The sequence below is a fragment of the Vagococcus jeotgali genome (assembly GCF_035918315.1).
Taxonomy (GTDB): domain Bacteria; phylum Bacillota; class Bacilli; order Lactobacillales; family Vagococcaceae; genus Vagococcus; species Vagococcus jeotgali.
On record NZ_CP142146.1, the window covers coordinates 1846705 to 1866721 of the forward strand.

15 protein-coding genes are annotated in these 20017 nt (G+C 33.8%); 6 read left to right on the top strand and 9 right to left on the bottom strand.

All coding sequences use genetic code 11. The annotated features are described in order from the left end of the window. Positions 1 to 41: 41 nt before the first annotated feature. From VSF34_RS09180 to VSF34_RS09205, 6 genes are all read right to left on the bottom strand, one after another. A complete protein-coding gene (locus VSF34_RS09180) occupies positions 42 to 2807 on the bottom strand; it encodes a glycoside hydrolase family 3 N-terminal domain-containing protein (protein WP_326717004.1) in 2766 nt (921 codons plus the stop codon). A 134-nt stretch (positions 2808 to 2941) separates the two neighbouring features. Beyond that, entirely contained in the window at positions 2942 to 5152 is a 2211-nt protein-coding gene (locus VSF34_RS09185; RefSeq protein ID WP_326717005.1) for an AraC family transcriptional regulator, read from the bottom strand. Between the two features lie 171 nt (positions 5153 to 5323). Beyond that, positions 5324 to 8407 (bottom strand): hypothetical protein, encoded by a 3084-nt coding sequence (locus VSF34_RS09190; RefSeq protein ID WP_326717006.1) that lies wholly within the window; start codon positions 8405 to 8407, stop codon positions 5324 to 5326. Positions 8408 to 8678: 271 nt separating this feature from the next. Next, positions 8679 to 10322: a DUF4822 domain-containing protein gene (locus tag VSF34_RS09195; RefSeq protein ID WP_326717007.1), complete on the bottom strand. Its 1644-nt coding sequence runs from the start codon at positions 10320 to 10322 to the stop codon at positions 8679 to 8681. A gap of 17 nt (positions 10323 to 10339) precedes the next feature. Continuing rightward, on the bottom strand, positions 10340 to 10894 hold the full coding sequence (locus VSF34_RS09200; protein WP_326717008.1) for an LURP-one-related/scramblase family protein: 555 nt from the start codon (positions 10892 to 10894) through the stop codon (positions 10340 to 10342). A gap of 27 nt (positions 10895 to 10921) precedes the next feature. Continuing rightward, positions 10922 to 11791 (bottom strand): Cof-type HAD-IIB family hydrolase, encoded by an 870-nt coding sequence (locus VSF34_RS09205; RefSeq protein WP_326717009.1) that lies wholly within the window; start codon positions 11789 to 11791, stop codon positions 10922 to 10924. A 121-nt stretch (positions 11792 to 11912) separates the two neighbouring features. Here VSF34_RS09205 and VSF34_RS09210 point away from each other — a divergent pair, with 121 nt between their 5' ends. The 4 genes from VSF34_RS09210 (at position 11913) to VSF34_RS09225 (ending at position 14762) form a co-directional block, all read left to right on the top strand. Continuing rightward, complete coding sequence (locus VSF34_RS09210; protein ID WP_370659255.1) at positions 11913 to 12596, top strand: uracil-DNA glycosylase; 684 nt, start codon at positions 11913 to 11915, stop codon at positions 12594 to 12596. Between the two features lie 81 nt (positions 12597 to 12677). Beyond that, positions 12678 to 13661 carry a phosphate acetyltransferase gene (pta, locus tag VSF34_RS09215; protein WP_326717011.1) on the top strand — a complete coding sequence of 328 codons (984 nt, stop codon included), beginning with the start codon at positions 12678 to 12680 and terminating at the stop codon, positions 13659 to 13661. Between the two features lie 116 nt (positions 13662 to 13777). Next, a complete protein-coding gene (tsaE, locus tag VSF34_RS09220) occupies positions 13778 to 14251 on the top strand; it encodes a tRNA (adenosine(37)-N6)-threonylcarbamoyltransferase complex ATPase subunit type 1 TsaE (protein WP_326717012.1) in 474 nt (157 codons plus the stop codon). Then, positions 14223 to 14762 carry a GNAT family N-acetyltransferase gene (locus VSF34_RS09225; RefSeq protein WP_326717013.1) on the top strand — a complete coding sequence of 180 codons (540 nt, stop codon included), beginning with the start codon at positions 14223 to 14225 and terminating at the stop codon, positions 14760 to 14762. Before tsaE ends, VSF34_RS09225 begins: the two co-directional genes overlap by 29 nt. A 34-nt stretch (positions 14763 to 14796) precedes the next feature. Here the strand turns inward: VSF34_RS09225 and VSF34_RS09230 are convergent, their stop codons facing one another. The 3 genes from VSF34_RS09230 to VSF34_RS09240 are packed head-to-tail and all read right to left on the bottom strand — an operon-like array spanning position 14797 to position 17002. Further along, positions 14797 to 15330: a 3'-5' exonuclease gene (locus VSF34_RS09230; RefSeq protein WP_326717014.1), complete on the bottom strand. Its 534-nt coding sequence runs from the start codon at positions 15328 to 15330 to the stop codon at positions 14797 to 14799. Further along, entirely contained in the window at positions 15330 to 16232 is a 903-nt protein-coding gene (locus VSF34_RS09235) for a hypothetical protein (protein WP_326717015.1), read from the bottom strand. Before VSF34_RS09235 ends, VSF34_RS09230 begins: the two co-directional genes overlap by 1 nt. Positions 16233 to 16243: 11 nt before the next feature. After that, on the bottom strand, positions 16244 to 17002 hold the full coding sequence (locus VSF34_RS09240) for an exodeoxyribonuclease III (RefSeq protein ID WP_326717016.1): 759 nt from the start codon (positions 17000 to 17002) through the stop codon (positions 16244 to 16246). Between the two features lie 195 nt (positions 17003 to 17197). Between VSF34_RS09240 and murB the strand changes: the two genes are divergently transcribed. Together murB and VSF34_RS09250 are read left to right on the top strand one after the other, a co-directional pair. Beyond that, a complete protein-coding gene (murB, locus tag VSF34_RS09245; protein ID WP_326717017.1) occupies positions 17198 to 18106 on the top strand; it encodes a UDP-N-acetylmuramate dehydrogenase in 909 nt (302 codons plus the stop codon). A gap of 617 nt (positions 18107 to 18723) precedes the next feature. Further along, positions 18724 to 20013 (top strand): anaerobic C4-dicarboxylate transporter family protein, encoded by a 1290-nt coding sequence (locus VSF34_RS09250; RefSeq protein ID WP_326717018.1) that lies wholly within the window; start codon positions 18724 to 18726, stop codon positions 20011 to 20013. Positions 20014 to 20017 lie beyond the last annotated feature (4 nt).

Below are 20017 nucleotides of genomic sequence, written 5' to 3' on the forward strand. Positions count from 1 at the left end.
AGTCCCCATAAAGGTACTCTTTTATCCGTTAATTTCACCTATTACTCGACAGCATTTGTTTGAAGTAGAGCATACATCACGTTTTTACCACTTGTTTGAAGTCCTGTGGCAATTCCTGCAGGATCTTCCTTGTACGCTTTCTTCAGACGTTTTTTATTTGTTGATTTAGACATAATATCTAGCATCACATCATTCCCTGAAGTCACTGCTTTATCAGCATGCATGAAACCAAAGACAGCATCACTTGATACCATACCATTGAATCCCCACTCGTCGCGTAATAAATCATTTAGCAGTGTTGGATTAGCTCCAGCCCACTGACCATTAATATAACTAAAACTAGACATAACTCCGTGAGTACCACCGTCTTTAACGGTCATTTCAAAAGGACGTAAATGAAGCTCTCGCATAGATTGCTCATTAGCCCAAACATAAAGACCGCTCCTAGCATGTGTTTCCTGATCGTTCATAGCAAAATGCTTCATAAATACCATCACACCTTGATCTTGACTTCCTTTTGTGACAGCTGTTGCCATTTTTCCAGATAATAATGGATCTTCTGAATAATACTCAAAGTTTCTTCCACCTTGAGGAGTTCTGTGAATATTCATAGCAGGGGCATACCAGCCATGTACTCCCATAGCTTTAGCTTCTTCACCTACTGCTTCACCAATATCATAGGCAAGTTGTGTGTTCCATGTCGAAGCAAGGACAACTTCTGTTGGATATGATGCTGCTGTAACTGATTTAAAGAAGAAATTAATTCCAGCAGGGCCATCGAGTAAAACAGAACCTGGTACACCTAAGCGAGAAATTTCGTTTGTTTTATAAGCCCCTTGTGTGTAATAATCCATTAATTCATCAACAGTAAACTGACTCATAAACTCATCCCATTTCGGATCATCATATTCCAGTCCCTTTAAATCCTCTAGTTTAATCCCTTTATCTTGTCCAACTTCTGGCATGTCAATATCTGTCGGTGTAATAGGACGATTAGCTTCTTCCACAGCAAAATCTGGCGCTGACATATCGATTTCTTCATCTGTTGGATAAGTCCCTTCCCAATCACTACGAGACAAATAGGTTAAGCCATTGTCACTATTTGTAAATAGGTTCTTAATCTCTTCTCCAGTGGCACTATCTTCTTTTATCACAACACGTTTTGGATTGTTATACTCTTTTGTTTCCACAATCTCATGCACATTTTTACCTAATTTAATTTGATATTTCCCTTCATCTAAAACAAAAGCTTCTTCATCATGCATATCATAAGAGGCCATATCATTTGTTTTATACGACAAAGTCACCACTTCTGATTCACCTGGTGCTAATTCCTTCGTTTTGGCAAAATCAGCTAATTCAATCGCTGATTTTTCAATACCACCTTTAGTGTAAGGTGCTGAGAAGTACAACTGTACGACATCTTTACCAGCCATATCTCCTGTATTTGTCACTTTCACATCCATTGAAATATCTGTTTCATTAAATGCTTCTTTTTCAATTTCCCATTTAAAATCAGTGTAACTTAACCCATAACCTAGTGGAAACTGAACGGTTTCTTGATACCCTTTTTCATCCCCATCAAAATAGGTTTCATAAAAACGATACCCGATATAGATACCTTCTTGATAATTGACAAAGTGTTTATCTAAATTATCATAAGCATAACTACCAAAGTTTTCTGTTGCTGGAGCACTAGTTAAATCATAAGCGTAAGTATCAACTAAACGACCTGATGGGTTAATATTTCCAGCTAATACATTCCCTAAAGAACGGGCTCCGTATGGTCCAGGTGTTCCTACCCAAACAATTGATTTCACTTGTGGTACTTCTTCTAGATAACCAAGTTCTAGGGCATTACCTGCATTAATGACCACTGTAATATTGTCAAAATCTTTAGCGACTGTGCTGATTAAATCTTTCATATTATCAGTTAGCTCTAATTCTTCTTTTGACATATCACTACTTTCAACACCACTACTTGCAATCACAATCATCGCTTCATCTGAATAGTCTTTAGCTTCTTTCACAATATCTGGTGTCAAATACTCAATACCAGGTTCATCTGAGTCACTTTTACTTGTCATTGATTTTACAACTTGAACAAGGCCAGTTCCACCACCATCTGATGCCTTTTCTACTTCTGGTAATTCTTGGTAGGCATCATATAAATGAGTGTTGTACTCAATACCTGCTTCTTTTAATCCTTGATATAAATCAATAGCACGAGACGTGTCTGAACCACCAGATCCACCACCACCATATCTAAAATTAAATGATGAGGTTCCAAACACATTAATTTTTTTATCCTTTAATGGCAATTGTTTGTCGTCATTTTTTAGTAAAATAATCCCCTCATTAGCAATATCTTCAGATACCTTCTCACCATGTTTGCGAGCTTTATCATTTTCTGGTGTATCTGTCACAATATCTATCCCCTTAGCTGACACAGTATCTGATATGTCACGCACAGTTGGACCTACCTTAACTGCTAAAGTGCCAATACCTATAATCACTAGCCCCCAAACAGTTGCTCTAATTGGTCTATTTTTAACTTTACGATAAATACGTCGCTTAGCTTTGGCTTCTTTTTTCTCGGCACCTTTTGGCATAGCTTTAATCGCTACTTTTTGTGCTTGTTTTTTCTCTTTGCGTTTTTCTTTTAGTGCATCCTTTGCTGTCTTTTGCTCTATCTCTGGAAGCTGACTAATCTCCTCTTTCTCTTTCTTATAAGCTGCCTTATCTTGCTTTACTTCTTTAACGATTCTCTCTTTTCTTATCTTTCTTTTCTCAAACCAATTTGACATTTACTTTCCCTCCTAAGTTCTCCATCTTATTATGATATAGCGCTTTCAAAAAAACGATAACATTCTTGTTGATAAAATAAAAAATATTGCTTATTTCTTAACTAAAAAAACTAAGAAAAAGCAATATAACGTCTTTATTTTATTTTTTTCAAATCAATATACACCATCCCTAAGATAGGAATTTGAATATTTAAATTTAAAATATCATTAGTACTAATGACTTCTACTTGTCTTTTAGGTCTAGATAATCCATTAATATAATCGATATCTTCTTGGGACAAGTTTACGTCGTTCATCCAGGTTATTGATTGTGCATGTTCCATTTTAGTATAAGGAGATAATTCTTTAACTGTTTTTTTATACTTACCAGTTAAAGATAGCAATTTAATCTCTAGTAGCATGAAAGGTTGTTGTTTAATCATTTCGGTGGAAATAGTTTCCAGATTAGTAATTTTCTTTTCTGGGTAAATAGCCAGTAATCTATAATCTTCCCCTTGCCTTGTTAAAATAAAAAATTCTGTTTGGTATATTACTTCCTCATAAAGACTTGTCTTAAATTGATAAGCATACCACATATCATGATACACACCCACCTCAGACATTAAAGCTAACTTTTGAGATAATTCTTTAGGAAAATAAGTATATAACGACGTCCCGTCAATACTTGTTGGTTGTAAAAAATGCGTCGATAAATTATCTAATTTGATATTAAAAAACCACAACGTCTGATTAGCAGTAATCAAAGAAATTAGCGGCCGGTAATGCTCATCTTCTTCTAAATGAATAAAATGATTCAAAGCCAGCTGTTGGAATAAAATATTTTTATTTTCTGCTATTTTTTCAAGATGCTCCATATGATGTAATCTTTTGAGAATATCAGCTAAATCGTAAGTTCTAACACGGGAGCGATCATCAATCACCATAACAGGTTGTTCAATTTCTTGATGGGTCACTGGTAATTCTGGCAAATGGATAATCACTTGGTACATATGACTCGTATCTTGAATCAACCTAACTAGAGGTAAACATAATTCTCCGCCATTGACATTTTCATAAAAACAGCGATATTCAATATACCATTGACTCGTATCCATAAAACGTTGGCTAATTTGTTGGTTTAATGTATCAAATAAACGTATCCAAGCGATTTCTGGTAAGTCAAACATTTCTTGAAAATCATCAAAATCCTCAATCCCAATTTGAATGTACGGATACAATCCATTTGAGATCACTAAATTTAGTTCTGTATACAAGTGATAAAGTTGAATATCCCAACTATCTTTTCTATAAACAGCTTGTATTTTCCTAAGAGGATGAGTAATAGCAACATATTTCATACCTAAATCTTGCCTAATATTTGGCAACATATTTGATTTTGACATAATATCTAATTTGGCTATTCCTTCTAAGTAAAAATGCTCTGTATGCATTGATAATCCTGTATCAATCACTTCTGAAATCACTTCATAAGAATTACCTACTACATGGTTCACCGTATCTGCCTGAGTATATTTACTTATTAGTTGGTAAACTTCTTGCTCACTTAACTCAAAAGATAACTCCTCGTTTGAGTTATCTGTGTGAACAATCCTATATTGTGCTGGAGTGACTTCATATTTTTCTTTAAAAGCATCTCTAAAAGCCCTTGTGCTAGGAAAACCGCTTTTTATAGCAATATCATCTAAGGAATATGTTTGATGATATAATAATTCTAAACTATGAGTCAGTCTGACTTGTTTAATAAATTGCCCAACTGATAGACCAACTTCTTCTTTAAATATATGAGCCAAGTAAAATTTACTTATAAAAAAACGATCAGATAAATCATCTAAAGTTATTTTTTTTTCAAAATTCTTTAAAATATAATCTACTAATTCTGTGATTTTATCACTTAGTTGAATGTGGGTTGTATCTTGAGTCCCTTTTATTTGAGGTAAATAGCGGTACAAATAACCTAGTAATTGATGGTGATACCCTAATAAAACCTCTTTAAAACCTTCTTCTTTTTTTATATACTCACTCATTGCTTGAGATAAGCAACTGGATATTTTTTCATATGCTTCTGTCATATAAACTAAAGATAAGGGATGATTTAACTTGAATTGACCTTCTGCCCACAGGTGAGATGTCATTACCATGTTATCTGTCATATTAGGAACACTAACGATATCATTTTTATTAATGATATAAATATCTCCTTCACGAATACTAATCAATTTACCATTATGTAATAGTGACAAATTCCCAGATAAAACAAATAAAAACGATAATTTGCTGACTATCGTCATGCTTTCCACACCAATATGCCTGATATGAATCTCTAGTGGAATACTTTTATTTTCCAATACTATCCTTCCTTTATCATTTTCTATTCTAATCATACCACGAATGTAAATATAGCGTATATAAAATCGCTACCTCCCTAAACCAACTTACTAGATGATAAGATAATAAAAAACAGTCATCAAAGGAACACGTTCAATTCCTTAATGACTGCTTTTTTATTTACTTTTGTACTACGGACCTGTCACCATGGAGAATTTAATCACTCCTTTATAACTGGATTCCTTCGTACTTTGTTTATTAATTTCTAAGAATAATCCTTCTTTATTCTCTTTTGTTACTAATGGTAATTCGTAATAATTTTTATTAGTATGGTTTAGTAAGACATTACCTTCTTTATCAATTATGATTTTTTCATTACCGATTCTAAAGTACATATTAGAATAAAGTCTTGCTTTTGATTCTGTAGAAAATAACCCGTCACTACTTGCTTGAAGGGACCAATCAACACTTGAGAAACCACTTGTTAAGACAATTGGCTTTTCGGCATGCTTCACTGGGTACTCTTCTTTTAAGTGTTGTGCATTATTTTCACCAAAGGAAATCGTTTTTGGTATCGACAAGTCTTCTAAAGGCTCGTAGTAATATGTCACAGTAAAATTATCACTTGGTATGACATTATCTGTCACCTTATCACCTATGACATCATTTAAAATCGTCGTTTTACTACTTTCAAGTTGATAACTATCAAAGGTTTTCTCAGCTACTTCTCCACTAATAACGTTGCCTACTTCTACTTCTTTTCTTAAAGATTTAGCTTCTTTGTCTTCTTTTAAGTTTTCAAGAACCGGAATATTTGTTTCTTTTCCATCTCGGTCTAACCTATAATAATTCACTGTCATCCAGACTTTATTGATTTTGTCATAAATGAAAGTTACGGTGTTATCAGTATAGAGAATTTTTTCTTTAGACAAGTCACTTGGCTCTGACTTACTGAAGGTGTAACCTTTAATCTCTGGTGCTTTCGTTACTGGATAAGGTTTAGTGATAACACTTGAGACTTTTCTATCTAATCCACTAACTTCAATATCTTGATTTTTGTCATCTAGATACTTGTAGTTGATATTAGCTAGTAAGTTAATATCTGTCTTAGCTACAGTTGATACTGGTTTTAATTTATCAACAGATAAAGTTGCTGTCTGACTATAATCTAAATACTTACCATTATCTCTATCTTTTAATATTTTCTCATCTACTTCTTTCGACACATCAAAGTCTAGAGAATAAACAAAACGATAGTGGTGATTATATAAAGTAGCATTAGTCAGTGATTTAGATTTTACCTTATCTTTATCAAAAGTAAATAATTCAGTTTCATCTGTTCCAGCTTCATTATAAACTTTCCAACTACCTGGTTTAAAGACATCATTATTTTTTTGCTCTGATAATGTCCACGTCATATCTTGATTTCGGTTATCAGTTGATTCAAAAGAAATATGTTGAACAAATTCATTGATCAGCTTGTCACGATTATCTTTAGTAATGTTTTTCACTGTTTGATTAACAGGCTGAGAATCGGGTATACCTACTTTAGGAATGGAACTTTGAGAATAATTCAATTGGATAGTATCATCCATATCACGTGGAATAACTGTGAAATCAAAGGTCTCTAAAGCATTATACGTTAATGTCGTCTCCACACCTTCTCCGCTACTTCCAGCTGTTGTATTTGTCCCAATTAAAGTTAAATTATCACCTTCCTCTAAATACTTGATAGTCGTCTGAGGACTTGTTCCCCTATGGTAAGAATAAATATTTTCAACTTGCTCACTAGGTAGAGCAACACGTTTATATTGATTTAACCCTGTTACTGTCCAGTAACCTGACACCTTAATCAGTTGATTGGCATCATTTAAAAACTCATAACTCACGGCCGTTTCAATAGGTTTTCCTTTTTTAGATTTCACACCTATGCTCATAAATCCTGTTTCATATCCAATAAAATTGCTAGTTAAATCCGTTACCTCTTCGTTTGATGTCATCGTTACTCTAACATGAACATTAGTTCCATCAGCATAGCCCACGTTTCGGTAAATCAAACTCCTAGATACCTTAGCTTCACCGCTAGAAAATCGATAGCGGCCACCTTCATGAGTTAACCCTTTCACATCACTTACACTGGTGTCTTGCATTTTCATCATCATAAATGTATTTGTTTTAGGAATAATATTGGTTGTAGCATCTAGCCATTTGGAAAAGGTTCCCATTATTTTCAAACCATCTTCTTTTTCTTTCAAAGTTAAGGCTAGTGCCCCTTCATTGTAATCACGATTATGATCACCTATCGCAATACTATCCCCCCAAGTCACTTCTGTAGGGATTTTGACCATTCCTTTGTAAGTATTACCTTTTGCTACAGCTGTTACATTAACCATAGTATTTCCATTACCTACTCGGTTTGTTAAGATACTGTTATCTTTTGCAATACCATCAATAGTGAATGACTCAGCAGTTACTCTTTCATCACCTTCAACAATATCAATTTGAGAAATTTTATTTTCTACATCTTTTTGAGTGATGGACTCACCCAATGACACACTTATTTTTTCCGTCACAGGGTCAAGAAGCGTTTGAGAAACAAAAACATTGTCTAAACCATACACACTGCCATAAGATCCAGCTTGCACTTTGAACCACAAGGTGACATCATTTTTTTCAAAAGCCAATTTTTGTTTATCATTAGCCTGAACTTCCATTAAAAAATTACCACTGGCTGAATCAAACGTAACATTAGGACTATTTAACATGGCGGTGAATGCCTGTTCTTGACCAGCTGATCCATTATTTTCCCCACTACCAGCATACATATTAATATGAAAATCTCCTGGATTAATGGCTCTAACCCCACTGCTTTCAATCGCTCCTGGACCTAAAGTTACTGTCCCACCAATAAATATTTTCCGACTAAAATCTAACTGAGATTTGTCTATGTTCTGGATTAAAGAGACACTATTATTTCTAGTTGAAACGACAATACCTGTAGGCTCTGTATATCTCCAATATAGATAGCTATACAGCGCTTTTCCTTTATAAGTCCCTGAACCACCTGTTCCAAGTTCTTTTAACTCCCAATTGTATGAATCTCCTAAATTCCAATCTGTTGGTACATTTTTTCGTCCAGCACCACTCACATCCTTTTCCATAAAGAACGGATTTTTCACAATATTTCCATAAGCATTAGTTGCCTCAGCAGCATCGACTGAAACACCTACACCTATTATTAATAAAGAAACCAAACCAAATGTGTAACTTTTCATTCTCTTTCCTAATATAACTATACCCTTGTTTAAACATGTTCAAACGACTTCTATATCATCTGATTATATAGTATGTTTTATACAAAAAAAATAAACCGTTGTAAAAACAATGTTTAAATAACACTGAAACCTACCTAGTCTATATTGAATTATCTTTTTCTAAATTCAATTTTTACTTATCTATATGAAAAAATTAATACAAGCATAACAAGACAAAAAAGTACTGAATCAAATGTTTAATTCGATCCAGTACTTTTTTGAGTATCATGTCTTAATTTTCTTTACCTTTTTTATTCTTCATATAAATAGCAACAATCACACCAACAATAATTACCCCACCAATAACCAGGCTAGTATTCTTTACTGCTTCACCTGTTTGAGGTAATTTTTTTCCATCGGGTTTTTTATTATTTTGATTTGTACCTCCTGGTTTTTTATTATTTTGATTTGTACCTCCTGGTTTTTTATTATGTTGATTAGTTCCACCAGGCTTGTTACTACCTTTTCCTTTGCCCGATTCTTTGACCGTCACATAAGTCGGTTTAGACTGAAATTCAGGACGTTTCACATTCACTGCCACAGCTTCAATTTCCTCTCCAGGAGCCAGAGCATCTGTCAAATTCAACTCCCACTGACCATCTGAATTAACTTCTGCTATACCCATATCAACAAATTTTTTCTCAGCTTTCACTGAGTTAGGTTTCGTTTCAAAAACTGATTTTTTTAGTACAATTTTTGTATGAACTTGAGCTGTACCTCTTAGTACTTTATCACCAGCATAGGGTTGGATAATACTTGGCGCTTTTGGTACCTCTATGTCACTTGGTTCACTACTTGTTGTGCTGGAATCTGTACTTGAATCACTACTTGTTGTGCCTCCTGTATTCCCACTTGAATCTGTTGTTGTACTCCCCGTATTAACATCACTACTTGTTGTGCTGGAACCTGTATCAGGTCCTGGGTTTGGTTTTTCTGGTAGTGTTGGATTTTCACTCTGCTCTGGCATCTTTGGACGATTTGAGGCTTCAGCCTCAGTAATCGTAAATATTAAATCATCCCTCTTAATGTCAGCTAATTCAAACTCTACATCAACTTTAACTTTTTCACCTGATTTATTTTTTCCATCAACTTGATAAGTAAAGTCTTTATTATTTAAATCCTTTACTTTAGCTATAAGGTGTTTTTTAGCATCATGATTAATCGAAACAAATTCTGTGTTATCTTTGATAACATCAAAGAAACCATAATCTTTTGTTGATTTTTTCGTTGTCATGTCAAAATGTTCATATCTACCTGTTTTACCATCAAACATGACATAGTTCATCAAATCATTATTATATTCAGTTAAATTATCTTCTCCGTCTGCACTAACTACTTTACTTGCTTTCCAAACGTCTTTAGATAAAATAAAGGCACCTTTTGGTTTGTCAGCAATAGTCGAACTACCAGCAGGAATATCTGTCACAGGAGTGGTAAAGTCTAATTTCTCTTCTGTGTAGGGCTTACTAACAACAAAAACATCACCTTGTTTACCATCTTCTTGTTTGCCTGTCGTTCGAAAAGTATAGACTGTCTTATCTAGTTCCACAATGTCTGTGAGCTGTTGTTGACCATCAAAAACACGGTCATTTTTCACAGTATTTTCAGTCAAGAAAAACGTGCCTTCTTCTTTACTTTTTTTACCTTCTAACTCAAAAAATTCATAATGATTAGTTTTTAGGTCATACTTAGCTCGCACCATTAAATTTTCGTTTTGTTTTATAACAGTTTTCCCTTTAGCATCAACAACTGATACAACTTCCCAATTTGACTTACTCAACACGTCAGGGTCGATATCTTCTTTAGCATAACTTGTCAGTGATAGAGCGCAAATACCTAACAATAATGTTGTTGATATAACAATACTCTTTTTCATTTGTATCTCCTCCTTTTTCAACTATCTTCCTCTTCAATACATTGAACTGAAAAGGGTACCTGTTTATCATAAATTAGTGGTTGATTAAAACTTATTTCTTTTTGGGTTAGCCTATTCCAATAATCAATAACAGCACCTATACAAATACATATTGGTACAAGTTCCTCATCTTTTACTTTAATTTGATACATATCGCCTTGATAGGTAGTACGTTTTGTCATCTTCATCACACGACCGTGAAAACTATGAATACTGTACCCTTGACGTTTAAAATTAGCAGTTGCTAACCATTTTAGATTTCTAATGGCATAAAAACCTCGCCTAAGTGATACGACATGCTTTAAAGTACCCACTTTTTGGTCACCAATATATAAGTCAAACGTTGCTGGAGTTGCATAATCTACTTGAATCGCACTAGCTAGAACATCACCACTTAGATTATAAACTTTCACCGCATCACCCACACATCCCCATTTACCGATTAATACAAAGGTTGCCCTTTGTTGATCGTCAGTTATAACAGCTCGAACGTTAGCAGATAATACATGTTCATTTATGTAATAAATCCCCATCAATCATCACCCTTTTTTAAAACAATACTAAAGGTTCTCCTCAACCGCTCTTAAAATTGCTTTGCCGACACCATTTTCTACATTGGTTACTGTTTCATACTTAGCAATTTCCTTAACACCAGGCTCGGCATTTCCCATAGCAAAGCTCACACCAGCAATTTCTAACATAGAAACGTCATTATAATTATCTCCAATAGCTAACACATCTGAAAGATCAATCCTTTTTTCCTCAGCAATCCTAGCAACTGCATTACCTTTTTTAGCTTCAACATGATTGATTTCTAAATTATTTGGAAATGATGAGGTGATATATAAATCATCCAGTTTAGCTAGTTTTTCTGCTACAGGATTAAGTAAAGATGGACCTTGATCACTAAATGTAATGACCTTTAACATCTCAATGTCATCATCAGCCATTAACTCTTGATAATCTTTTACATACTCTACAGGTAGCATATCAATATGAGTTGATGCCATAGCGATTGCCATTTTAAACGTTAAATGTGGAATATTTTCAGCTAGCATTGTCGCAAAATTTTCTATTCTTTGTGGTTGACTATTTGAGAAGACACCTTGTGACGTCATCAGCTCAAAATACAAGTTATTCTCTTCTAAAATAGTCATCACTTCTTGGACTGTATGTTTATCTATAGCAGCTGTATGTACAACGTTATCATCAGCATCAAAGACTTGTGCTCCGTTTCCTGTAATCATACCACAATGAATACCTGCTTCATTTAAAACAGGTCTAGCCTCAGAATGAGATCTTCCTGTTGCCACCATAAATTCTATACCTTTATTTTGTGCTTTTTTAACGACTTCTTTATTAAATTCTGAAATGCTGAGATGAGATGATAACAAGGTGCCATCCATATCAGATGCAATCAATTTAATCATACAACTCCTCCTCCAATTGTTTTATCTATGTATTTAGTGTACCATTTTTCAAAAGAGATTGATATTTAAAAACAAATTCACATATGATAAAGTAAAATTTGAGGTGATTTTATTGTTTGATATGATAAATAAAAATTGGCAAGAACCATTACAAGAAGAAATAAAGAAACCCTACATTGAAAGTTTAACTAATTTTTTGATAACTGAATATGCTACTAAGACAATTTACCCAAAACAAACTGATATTTTTAACGCTCTAAATGAGACACCGTATGAAGATGTTAAAGTTGTTATTTTAGGACAGGACCCTTATCACGGACCACATCAAGCTCATGGTTTAAGTTTTTCTGTACTACCAGGTACAAAAATACCACCATCTTTAGTAAATATTTTCAAAGAAATGCAGAGAGATTTAGATATTGATATGCCATCAACAGGTTGTCTCATCCCTTGGGCTAAGCAAGGTGTCCTTCTATTAAATACTGTGTTAACTGTTGAAGCAGGTAAGGCTCATTCTCATAAAAATCAAGGTTGGGAAACATTTACCGATAGTATTATCAGGAAAGTAAATCAAAAAGAAGACCCTGTCGTGTTTATTTTATGGGGAAAACCGGCTCAGCAAAAAAAACAGATGATTGATCAAGGAAAACACCTAGTTATTGAAGGACCCCATCCAAGCCCCTTATCAGCCTATCGTGGTTTTTTTGACTCAAAACCTTTTTCAAGAACAAATGACTATTTAACAAGTAAGGGGCTAACTCCAATTAATTGGAATCTACCACAAACTCAGATGAGCCTGATGTAGTCTAAGTTTGTCTACTAGTCACGTGAGTATAACTCATGGTATGATAGTATATGTAAAAAACAAGATATTGGAGGAGTTTTTGTGGAATTATTTGAACAATTAAAAGAAAATATTAGCGGAAAAAATATTCGTATGGTGTTTCCTGAACCAATGGATTCCCGTGTTTTAGGAGCAGCTGTTAGGTTGAAATCTGATGATTTAATGGAGCCTATCTTAATCGGTAACAAAGCTGATATTCAAGAATTAGCAACAAGTCGTGGATTGAACATTGATAGTTTAACTATCATCGATCCTGAAAATTATGCTGACTTTGATAAAATGGTTACTTCATTTATCGAACGCCGTAAAGGTAAGGCTACTGAGGACCAAGCACGTACTGTTCTTAAAGATGAGAACTATTTTGGAACAATGTTAGTGTATATGGACTTAGCAGATGGCTTAGTGAGTGGTGCGATTCATTCAACTGGTGATACCATTCGTCCAGCTCTACAAATTGTTAAAACAAAACCTGGTGTTAGCCGTACAAGCGGTGCTTTCTTAATGATTGGTAACCGTGATTCAGAAAAATATATTTTCTCTGATTGTGCTATTAACATTAATCCAGATGCTCAAGCTTTAGCTGAAATCGCTGTGGAAAGTGCTAAAACAGCAGAATTATTCGGCATTGATCCAAAAGTAGCAATGTTGAGTTTTTCAACAAAAGGCTCAGCTAAATCTGATGAAGTAACTAAAGTCATGGAAGCAACTCGTATTGCAAAAGAGTTAGCACCTGAATTTGATATTGAAGGAGAACTACAATTTGACGCAGCTTATGTGCCTGCTGTTGCAACACAAAAAGCACCTGAGTCTTCGGTTGCTGGTCAAGCTAACGTATTTGTCTTCCCTGAAATTCAATCAGGTAATATTGGGTATAAAATTGCTCAACGTTTAGGTGGCTTCCAAGCTATTGGACCAATCTTACAAGGATTAAATAAACCTATTTCAGACTTATCTCGTGGATGTAATGAAGAAGATGTTTACAAACTATCTATCATCACAGCTGCACAATCTTTAATGGAAAAATAAAATGAAAAGAAGCTGATTTTAAAAAATTGGCTTCTTTTTTTCGATATGTCACTACTGTTGTATTCTATAAGAATACGTTATACTACATAATAATAAAACACAGAAAGGAGCATACCATGATACATTTATCAAATGAAGCAGATACAATAAATGTTGGAAAAAAAATCGCACAACTTGCTTCTCCAGGAGATATTTTCATTTTAACTGGAGACTTAGGTGCTGGTAAAACAACCTTTTCAAAAGGTTTTGCTGAGGGTTTAGGTATTTCACAAATGATTAAAAGTCCGACATACACCTTGATTAAAGAATACGATACAGCTACAATCCCCTTGTATCACATGGATGTTTATCGTTTAGGTGAAGGGGCTAGTGATTTAGGATTAGATGAATACTTAGATGGTGACGGGGTTTGTTTAATTGAGTGGGGACAATACATAAAAGAGGATATCGATTGGCCTTTTATTGAACTGACTTTTGATAAAACAACAGATGATACCCGGATATTAAGCATCACTCATTCTCAGGCGCCAGTCTTACATAAACAAATTCAACAGACCCTACATGACAATAAAGGAGAAAAAAATGAGTGAATTAGATATTTCTATCCGTCAAGCTATCCCAACAGATGCTAAGCAGTTAATGGAAGTTATGAGTTTATTAAATCAAGAAACACCTTATTTAGTTGTTAGCCCTCATGCTCTAAACATGCCTGTCTCTTCCATGGAAAAAGAAGTTGATTATATTTATCAACAAGACAATCAGCTCATTTTACTAGCACTTAACCACGAAGAGATTATTGGTATTGCTACCTTAGTTAGTCAAGAAGACAAAAGCTTTGAGCATATTGGCGAAGTAGGCATTACAATTAAAAAGGATTATTGGGGAATTGGTCTTGGTACGATTATGCTTGAAGAGATTATTGAATTAGCTAAAACATCAACTACCACAAAGAGACTAGAAATTAATGTTCAAAAGAGAAATACACGTGCCTTTTCGTTATACGAAAAAGTAGGCTTTTCCATTGATGGCATTAAAGAAAAAGGAATTCTCTCAGAAGACAATGAATTAATTGATGTTATTATGATGAGTTATTTAATCTAAAAAAATAGGTTGCCAGTGGTAGGCAACCTATTTTTTAGATATGTCTCACTAATTTCTTTAAAGAAGCAACACCAAATGTTTGCTCTTGGGCAAGTAAAATCTCAGAACAAGCTTTACTATCATCAAGAGCATGATGGTGATGTTCTAGATTAATCCCTAAGTAATGGCAAACTGTATTTAACTTATGATTTTTTAAATTTGGATATAGTTTTCTACTTGTTTTAACTGTACATAGCGACATAAAGTAAGCAGGTTCCAAATCGTAGTAATCTAAACATGATGCTAAAACGCGGTTATCAAAACTAGCATTATGAGCGACAATTAATCTATTTGCTTGAAAGTACTTCTTAATGTCTTGCCAAACCTCATCAAAAGTTGGAGCATCTCTTACATCTTCCTCATAAAGCCCATGTATTTGACTATTGTGGTAAGACATAGATGTAGTTGGTTTAATTAATGAGTAATATTGACCCGCAAACTGACTGTCTTTCACCATCACAAGAGCAAGGGAGCAAGCGCTATGACTTGCCCCACTAGCTGTTTCAAAATCCATAGCTATAAAATTCATTATGACTTTCGTGATTTTTTCCTTGTTCGAGATGATGTTTTAGATTTTGAGCTGGTTGAGTCAGAGTCACTTAATTTTCTTTTTGGCTTTCTACTTTTTGGTTTAGATGATGACATATCTTGTTTAGATGTTTTCTTTTTCTTCCCTTTTACTTTTTCAGATGGTTTAGACATAATATCTTCGAAATCTTCTTCTTCTTCCCCATCAGATTTTAAGTCACGTTTGCGTTTTGGACGACGTTTATGTTTGTCATTTTCTTCTTTTTCTAATTTTTTCTGATACCATAAATAAGTACCTACACCAAGCCCACCTACAAGAACAATAATGACAATAGTCCAAATCCAAGCAGTACTTAACTTAGCTTCTTTTTCCTCACCAGTAAATGATTCTTCAACCACTTCTGCTCCCATTGTATCCTGAGTTACTTGAGTTGATGACTCTTTTACTTCTTGGGTTGAGGTATTTGTTTGTACTTCCTCATCTTCTTCTACACTTTGACTACTAGATTCCTTCGTATCAGATTCTTTCTTTTCCTTAGGTTTAGATGTTTCTGGTTTTTCATCCTTTTCACTACTAATGACCTTTTTTTCAACAAAATCATAAATAACACTAGTAGACTGATCTCCCTCTGCATCTAACATACCTATTGTTTCTTCTTTTGTTCCTTTTGGAATCGGCACTTCAAAATTACCTTTTTCATCTGCTACAATCGACCCAGCTAAATTTTCTAAATAAATATTAGCACTTGGTGTTGTTTTACCTGTTAAAACGTGTCTTTTCTCATCAAATTTCAAGTCATATAACAAATCTTTTTGATTCACAGCGAATCCTGCTATAGATGTACCTACAAGGCTCAATATTAATAACCCAAGACTAATAAGTACCTTTAGTTTCTTTCTCATTAACGTTCCCCCTATTTATCCTTTAAAACAAGCTCAACAGGACAATGATCACTACCATAAATATCACTTAATATTGCAGCACTTTCTATGTCTGTTTTTAAACTGTCTGACACGCAGAAATAATCAATTCTCCATCCCGCATTATTAGCTCTAGCATTAAACCTATAACTCCACCAAGAATAAGCTCCTTCTTTATCTGGATAGAAATATCTAAACGTATCAATAAAACCTGAATTCAATAGTTCTGTAAATGCTGCACGTTCCTGATCAGAAAAACCTGGATTTCTATGGTTTGTTTTCCAGTTCTTTAAATCGATATTTTCATGGGCGACATTTAAATCCCCACAATAAACTACTGGCTTTGTCTCTTCTAATTTTTTTAAATAAGCTCTAATATGAGTCTCCCAATCTAGTCTAAATTCAAGACGCTTTAACTCAGGTTGAGCATTTGGTGTATAACAATTTACTAAATAAAAATCAGCAAATTCCAAAGTTAACAAACGACCCTCTGTATCAAATTCTTCAATTCCCATACCTTTTGTAACACTAATAGGTTCTTTTTTAGTAAAAACAGCGGTACCTGAATAACCTTTCTTTTCGGCATAATTCCAATACTGATAATACCCTGGCATATCTAAATCAATTTGACCAGCTTGTAACTTAGTTTCTTGCAATGATAGTATATCTGGGTCAATTTCTTTAATGTCTTCTAAAAAATTTTTCTTCACAATGGCTCTTAGACCATTGACATTCCATGATATAAGTTTCATGTACTCATACCTCCTTTGTTACTTCTACATTAATAGTTTATCACAAATATTTTAACTTATACATGTTAATATTATTTCACTAGATAAAGCAGTTAAAACCTTTAAAATTTAGTAAACTCACTACAGAGCTATCTAAAGTATGATAGAATAATTTTACTAATCAATTAGTAACTAAACACGAGGAGTGTATCTATTGTGACCATTAAACTTATTATTGATAAATTACCTGACATTAAGTCATTAAAAAATGAACCTTTATCCACTTATACCTATACTAAAACAGGGGGACCAGCTGACCTTTTAATGTTTCCAAAGACGACTAAGGAAGTTCAAGACATTGTTAATATTTGTCGTGAAACAAATACCCCTTGGCTTTGTTTAGGAAATGCTAGTAATTTAATTGTTAGAGATGGAGGTATTGAAGGTGTCGTCATTATGCTAGAAGAGATGAATCGCACAGAGGTCAACAAAACTAGCATCACTGCCCAATCAGGAGCAAAATTAATCGATGTTTCAAAACTTGCTCTTAAACATCATTTGACAGGTCTAGAGTTTGCATGTGGTATTCCAGGAAGCATTGGTGGAGCAACCTATATGAATGCTGGTGCCTACGGGGGAGAATTAGTGGACGTTTTCAAGTCTGCTGAGATTATTTTAAAAGATGGAACGATTAAAACTTTTTACAAAGAAGATATGGACTTTAGTTACCGCTATAGTATTTTACAAAAAATAACGGGAATTGTTTTAAGTGTGACCTTTGATTTACATAAAGGAGAGCATTCACAAATTGCTGAGAGAATGGCTGAGTTGACTCATTTAAGACAATCAAAACAACCTCTAGAATACCCTTCATGTGGTAGTGTTTTTAAAAGACCTGAAGGACACTTTACTGGTAAGTTAATCCAAGATGCTGGTTTACAAGGTTACGTGCTTGGTGGTGCCCAAATTTCAACTAAGCATGCTGGTTTTATAGTTAATATTAATCAAGCAACTGCTACTGATTATGTCTCACTAATTGAATACATTCAAAAAACGATTTTAGATAAATTTGATGTTCAGTTAGAAACAGAAGTTCGAATTATTGGACGACCAATAAAAAACTAGTCTTTCATGATGCTACCTTATCTTTTGAAAAATTGGTAAGGTAGCATTTTTTTATATAAAAAATCATCTTTTTTCAGTGACTTTTTTGAGGAAATCATCATCTTTTTAATAAAAAATTAATTTTTTATCTTTTTTAAATAAAGTATAAAATAACTTAATTCTCTATTTTTTTCACAAATACTTTTTTTTATAACAACTGTGTTATAAAAAATAAGTTTGTAAGGGTTTTACTTTTTTGACGAGTCTATATATAACTCGTTACGAAACACTTTTTTCACATTTAGTCCTTTATAACAGAACAAAACTGTCTAATATATTCACTTTTTGTTGGCAAAAAAATCATTTTTTTTAAAGAAATCATTTCTATTTTTTCTGATTGATGTTATAATTATGGCAGATAAGTTTTATTTGTTTTCGTTATTCATCTTTTCACAAAATAGATCAGAAAAGGCCCTTAGTATTCATCCAATTTCTATTTGCCTTTCATTTATGTGAAAAATAGAAAGGCAAATAAAAATTATACGACTACGTAGAAAGGTGGAGAGGGAGTTAAGTTGTTTGTAATTATTTATTTTTATTAGCATTATTAAATTTTTATACTTATTAGGAGGAATTCGATGGCTTTATTATTAATAGAACTCGTGATTATGGTTGCTACGATCATTTACGGATTAATGAAGGGTGGAGCTTTAGGTGCAGGTGTTACTGCTATTGTTGCTTTATTCATTATGATATTCATTTTTAAATTACCACCTTCAGCACCCCCAGTTACTGCCGTATTAATCATCCTATCCATTGGTGTTGCCAGTGCCACATTACAGGCATCAGGTGGTATGGAATACATGATTTCAGTCGCTGAAAAAATTATCAGAAGATACCCAAGAGCAATTACATTTGTAGCTCCACTTGTGTGTTTCCTTTTCGTATTTGGTATGGGTACAGCGATGATTACTTTATCACTAGAACCAATCATCTCAGAAACAGCTATTAAATCAAAAGTTAACCCTAAAGGTGCTTTGGTTACTTCAGTTTTAGCATCTAACATGGCTCTTTTATGTAGTCCAGCATCATCTTCAACAGCTTATGTTGTGACAATTTTAGCAGCTTATGGTATTTCTTTAGGAACTTACCTATCAATTACATTACCAGCAACATTAATTTCAATTGTATTATTAAGCTTAATTTTAACTTTTGCTTACAAACGCATTCCATTTGATGAGTCTGCTATTGCTAAGTTAAGTGAAGACCAATTAGAAGTAAGAGAAATCGCTACAGCAGCAAAAAAATCAACGATTGTTTTCTTACTTTGCGTATTAGCTATTATCGTTTTAGGTTTATTCCCAAGTATTTTACCAACATTTGAAGTTGGTGAAAATACTGTACGTATTGCTACAGCTGACTTAGTTCAGATGTTTATGTACTTATCAGTCGCAGTTAATATTTTATTCTTTAAAATCAAAGCAAAAGACATCCTTGCTACTTCAGCAATTGGTAACTTCTTAGCAGCTGCCCTAATCGTTTTAGGTTTAGGATGGGTTGGAGGAACGATCTTCAACGCACCAATTAATCAAGCTGTACTAGGTCAAAGTTTAGGTCAAGTGTTGGCACAATATCCATGGGTTATCATTTTAATCTGTTCATTTGTTGCCATGATTATCGGAGCGCAAACAGCCGTTGCCGCAATCATCTTCCCACTTGCATTAACACTTGGTATCTCTCCACTATTCTTAGTGGTTATTGTTCAATGTCTGAATTTCAACTTTGTTATTCCGGCACAACCAACGTTACTATTTGCGGTCGAATTAGACCACACTGGTAAAACCAAAGTATTTAGTTTCATCATACCGGGTATCATTATTACAGCATTGGCAATTTTATTATCATACGGGATCACATTATTCATATAGGAGG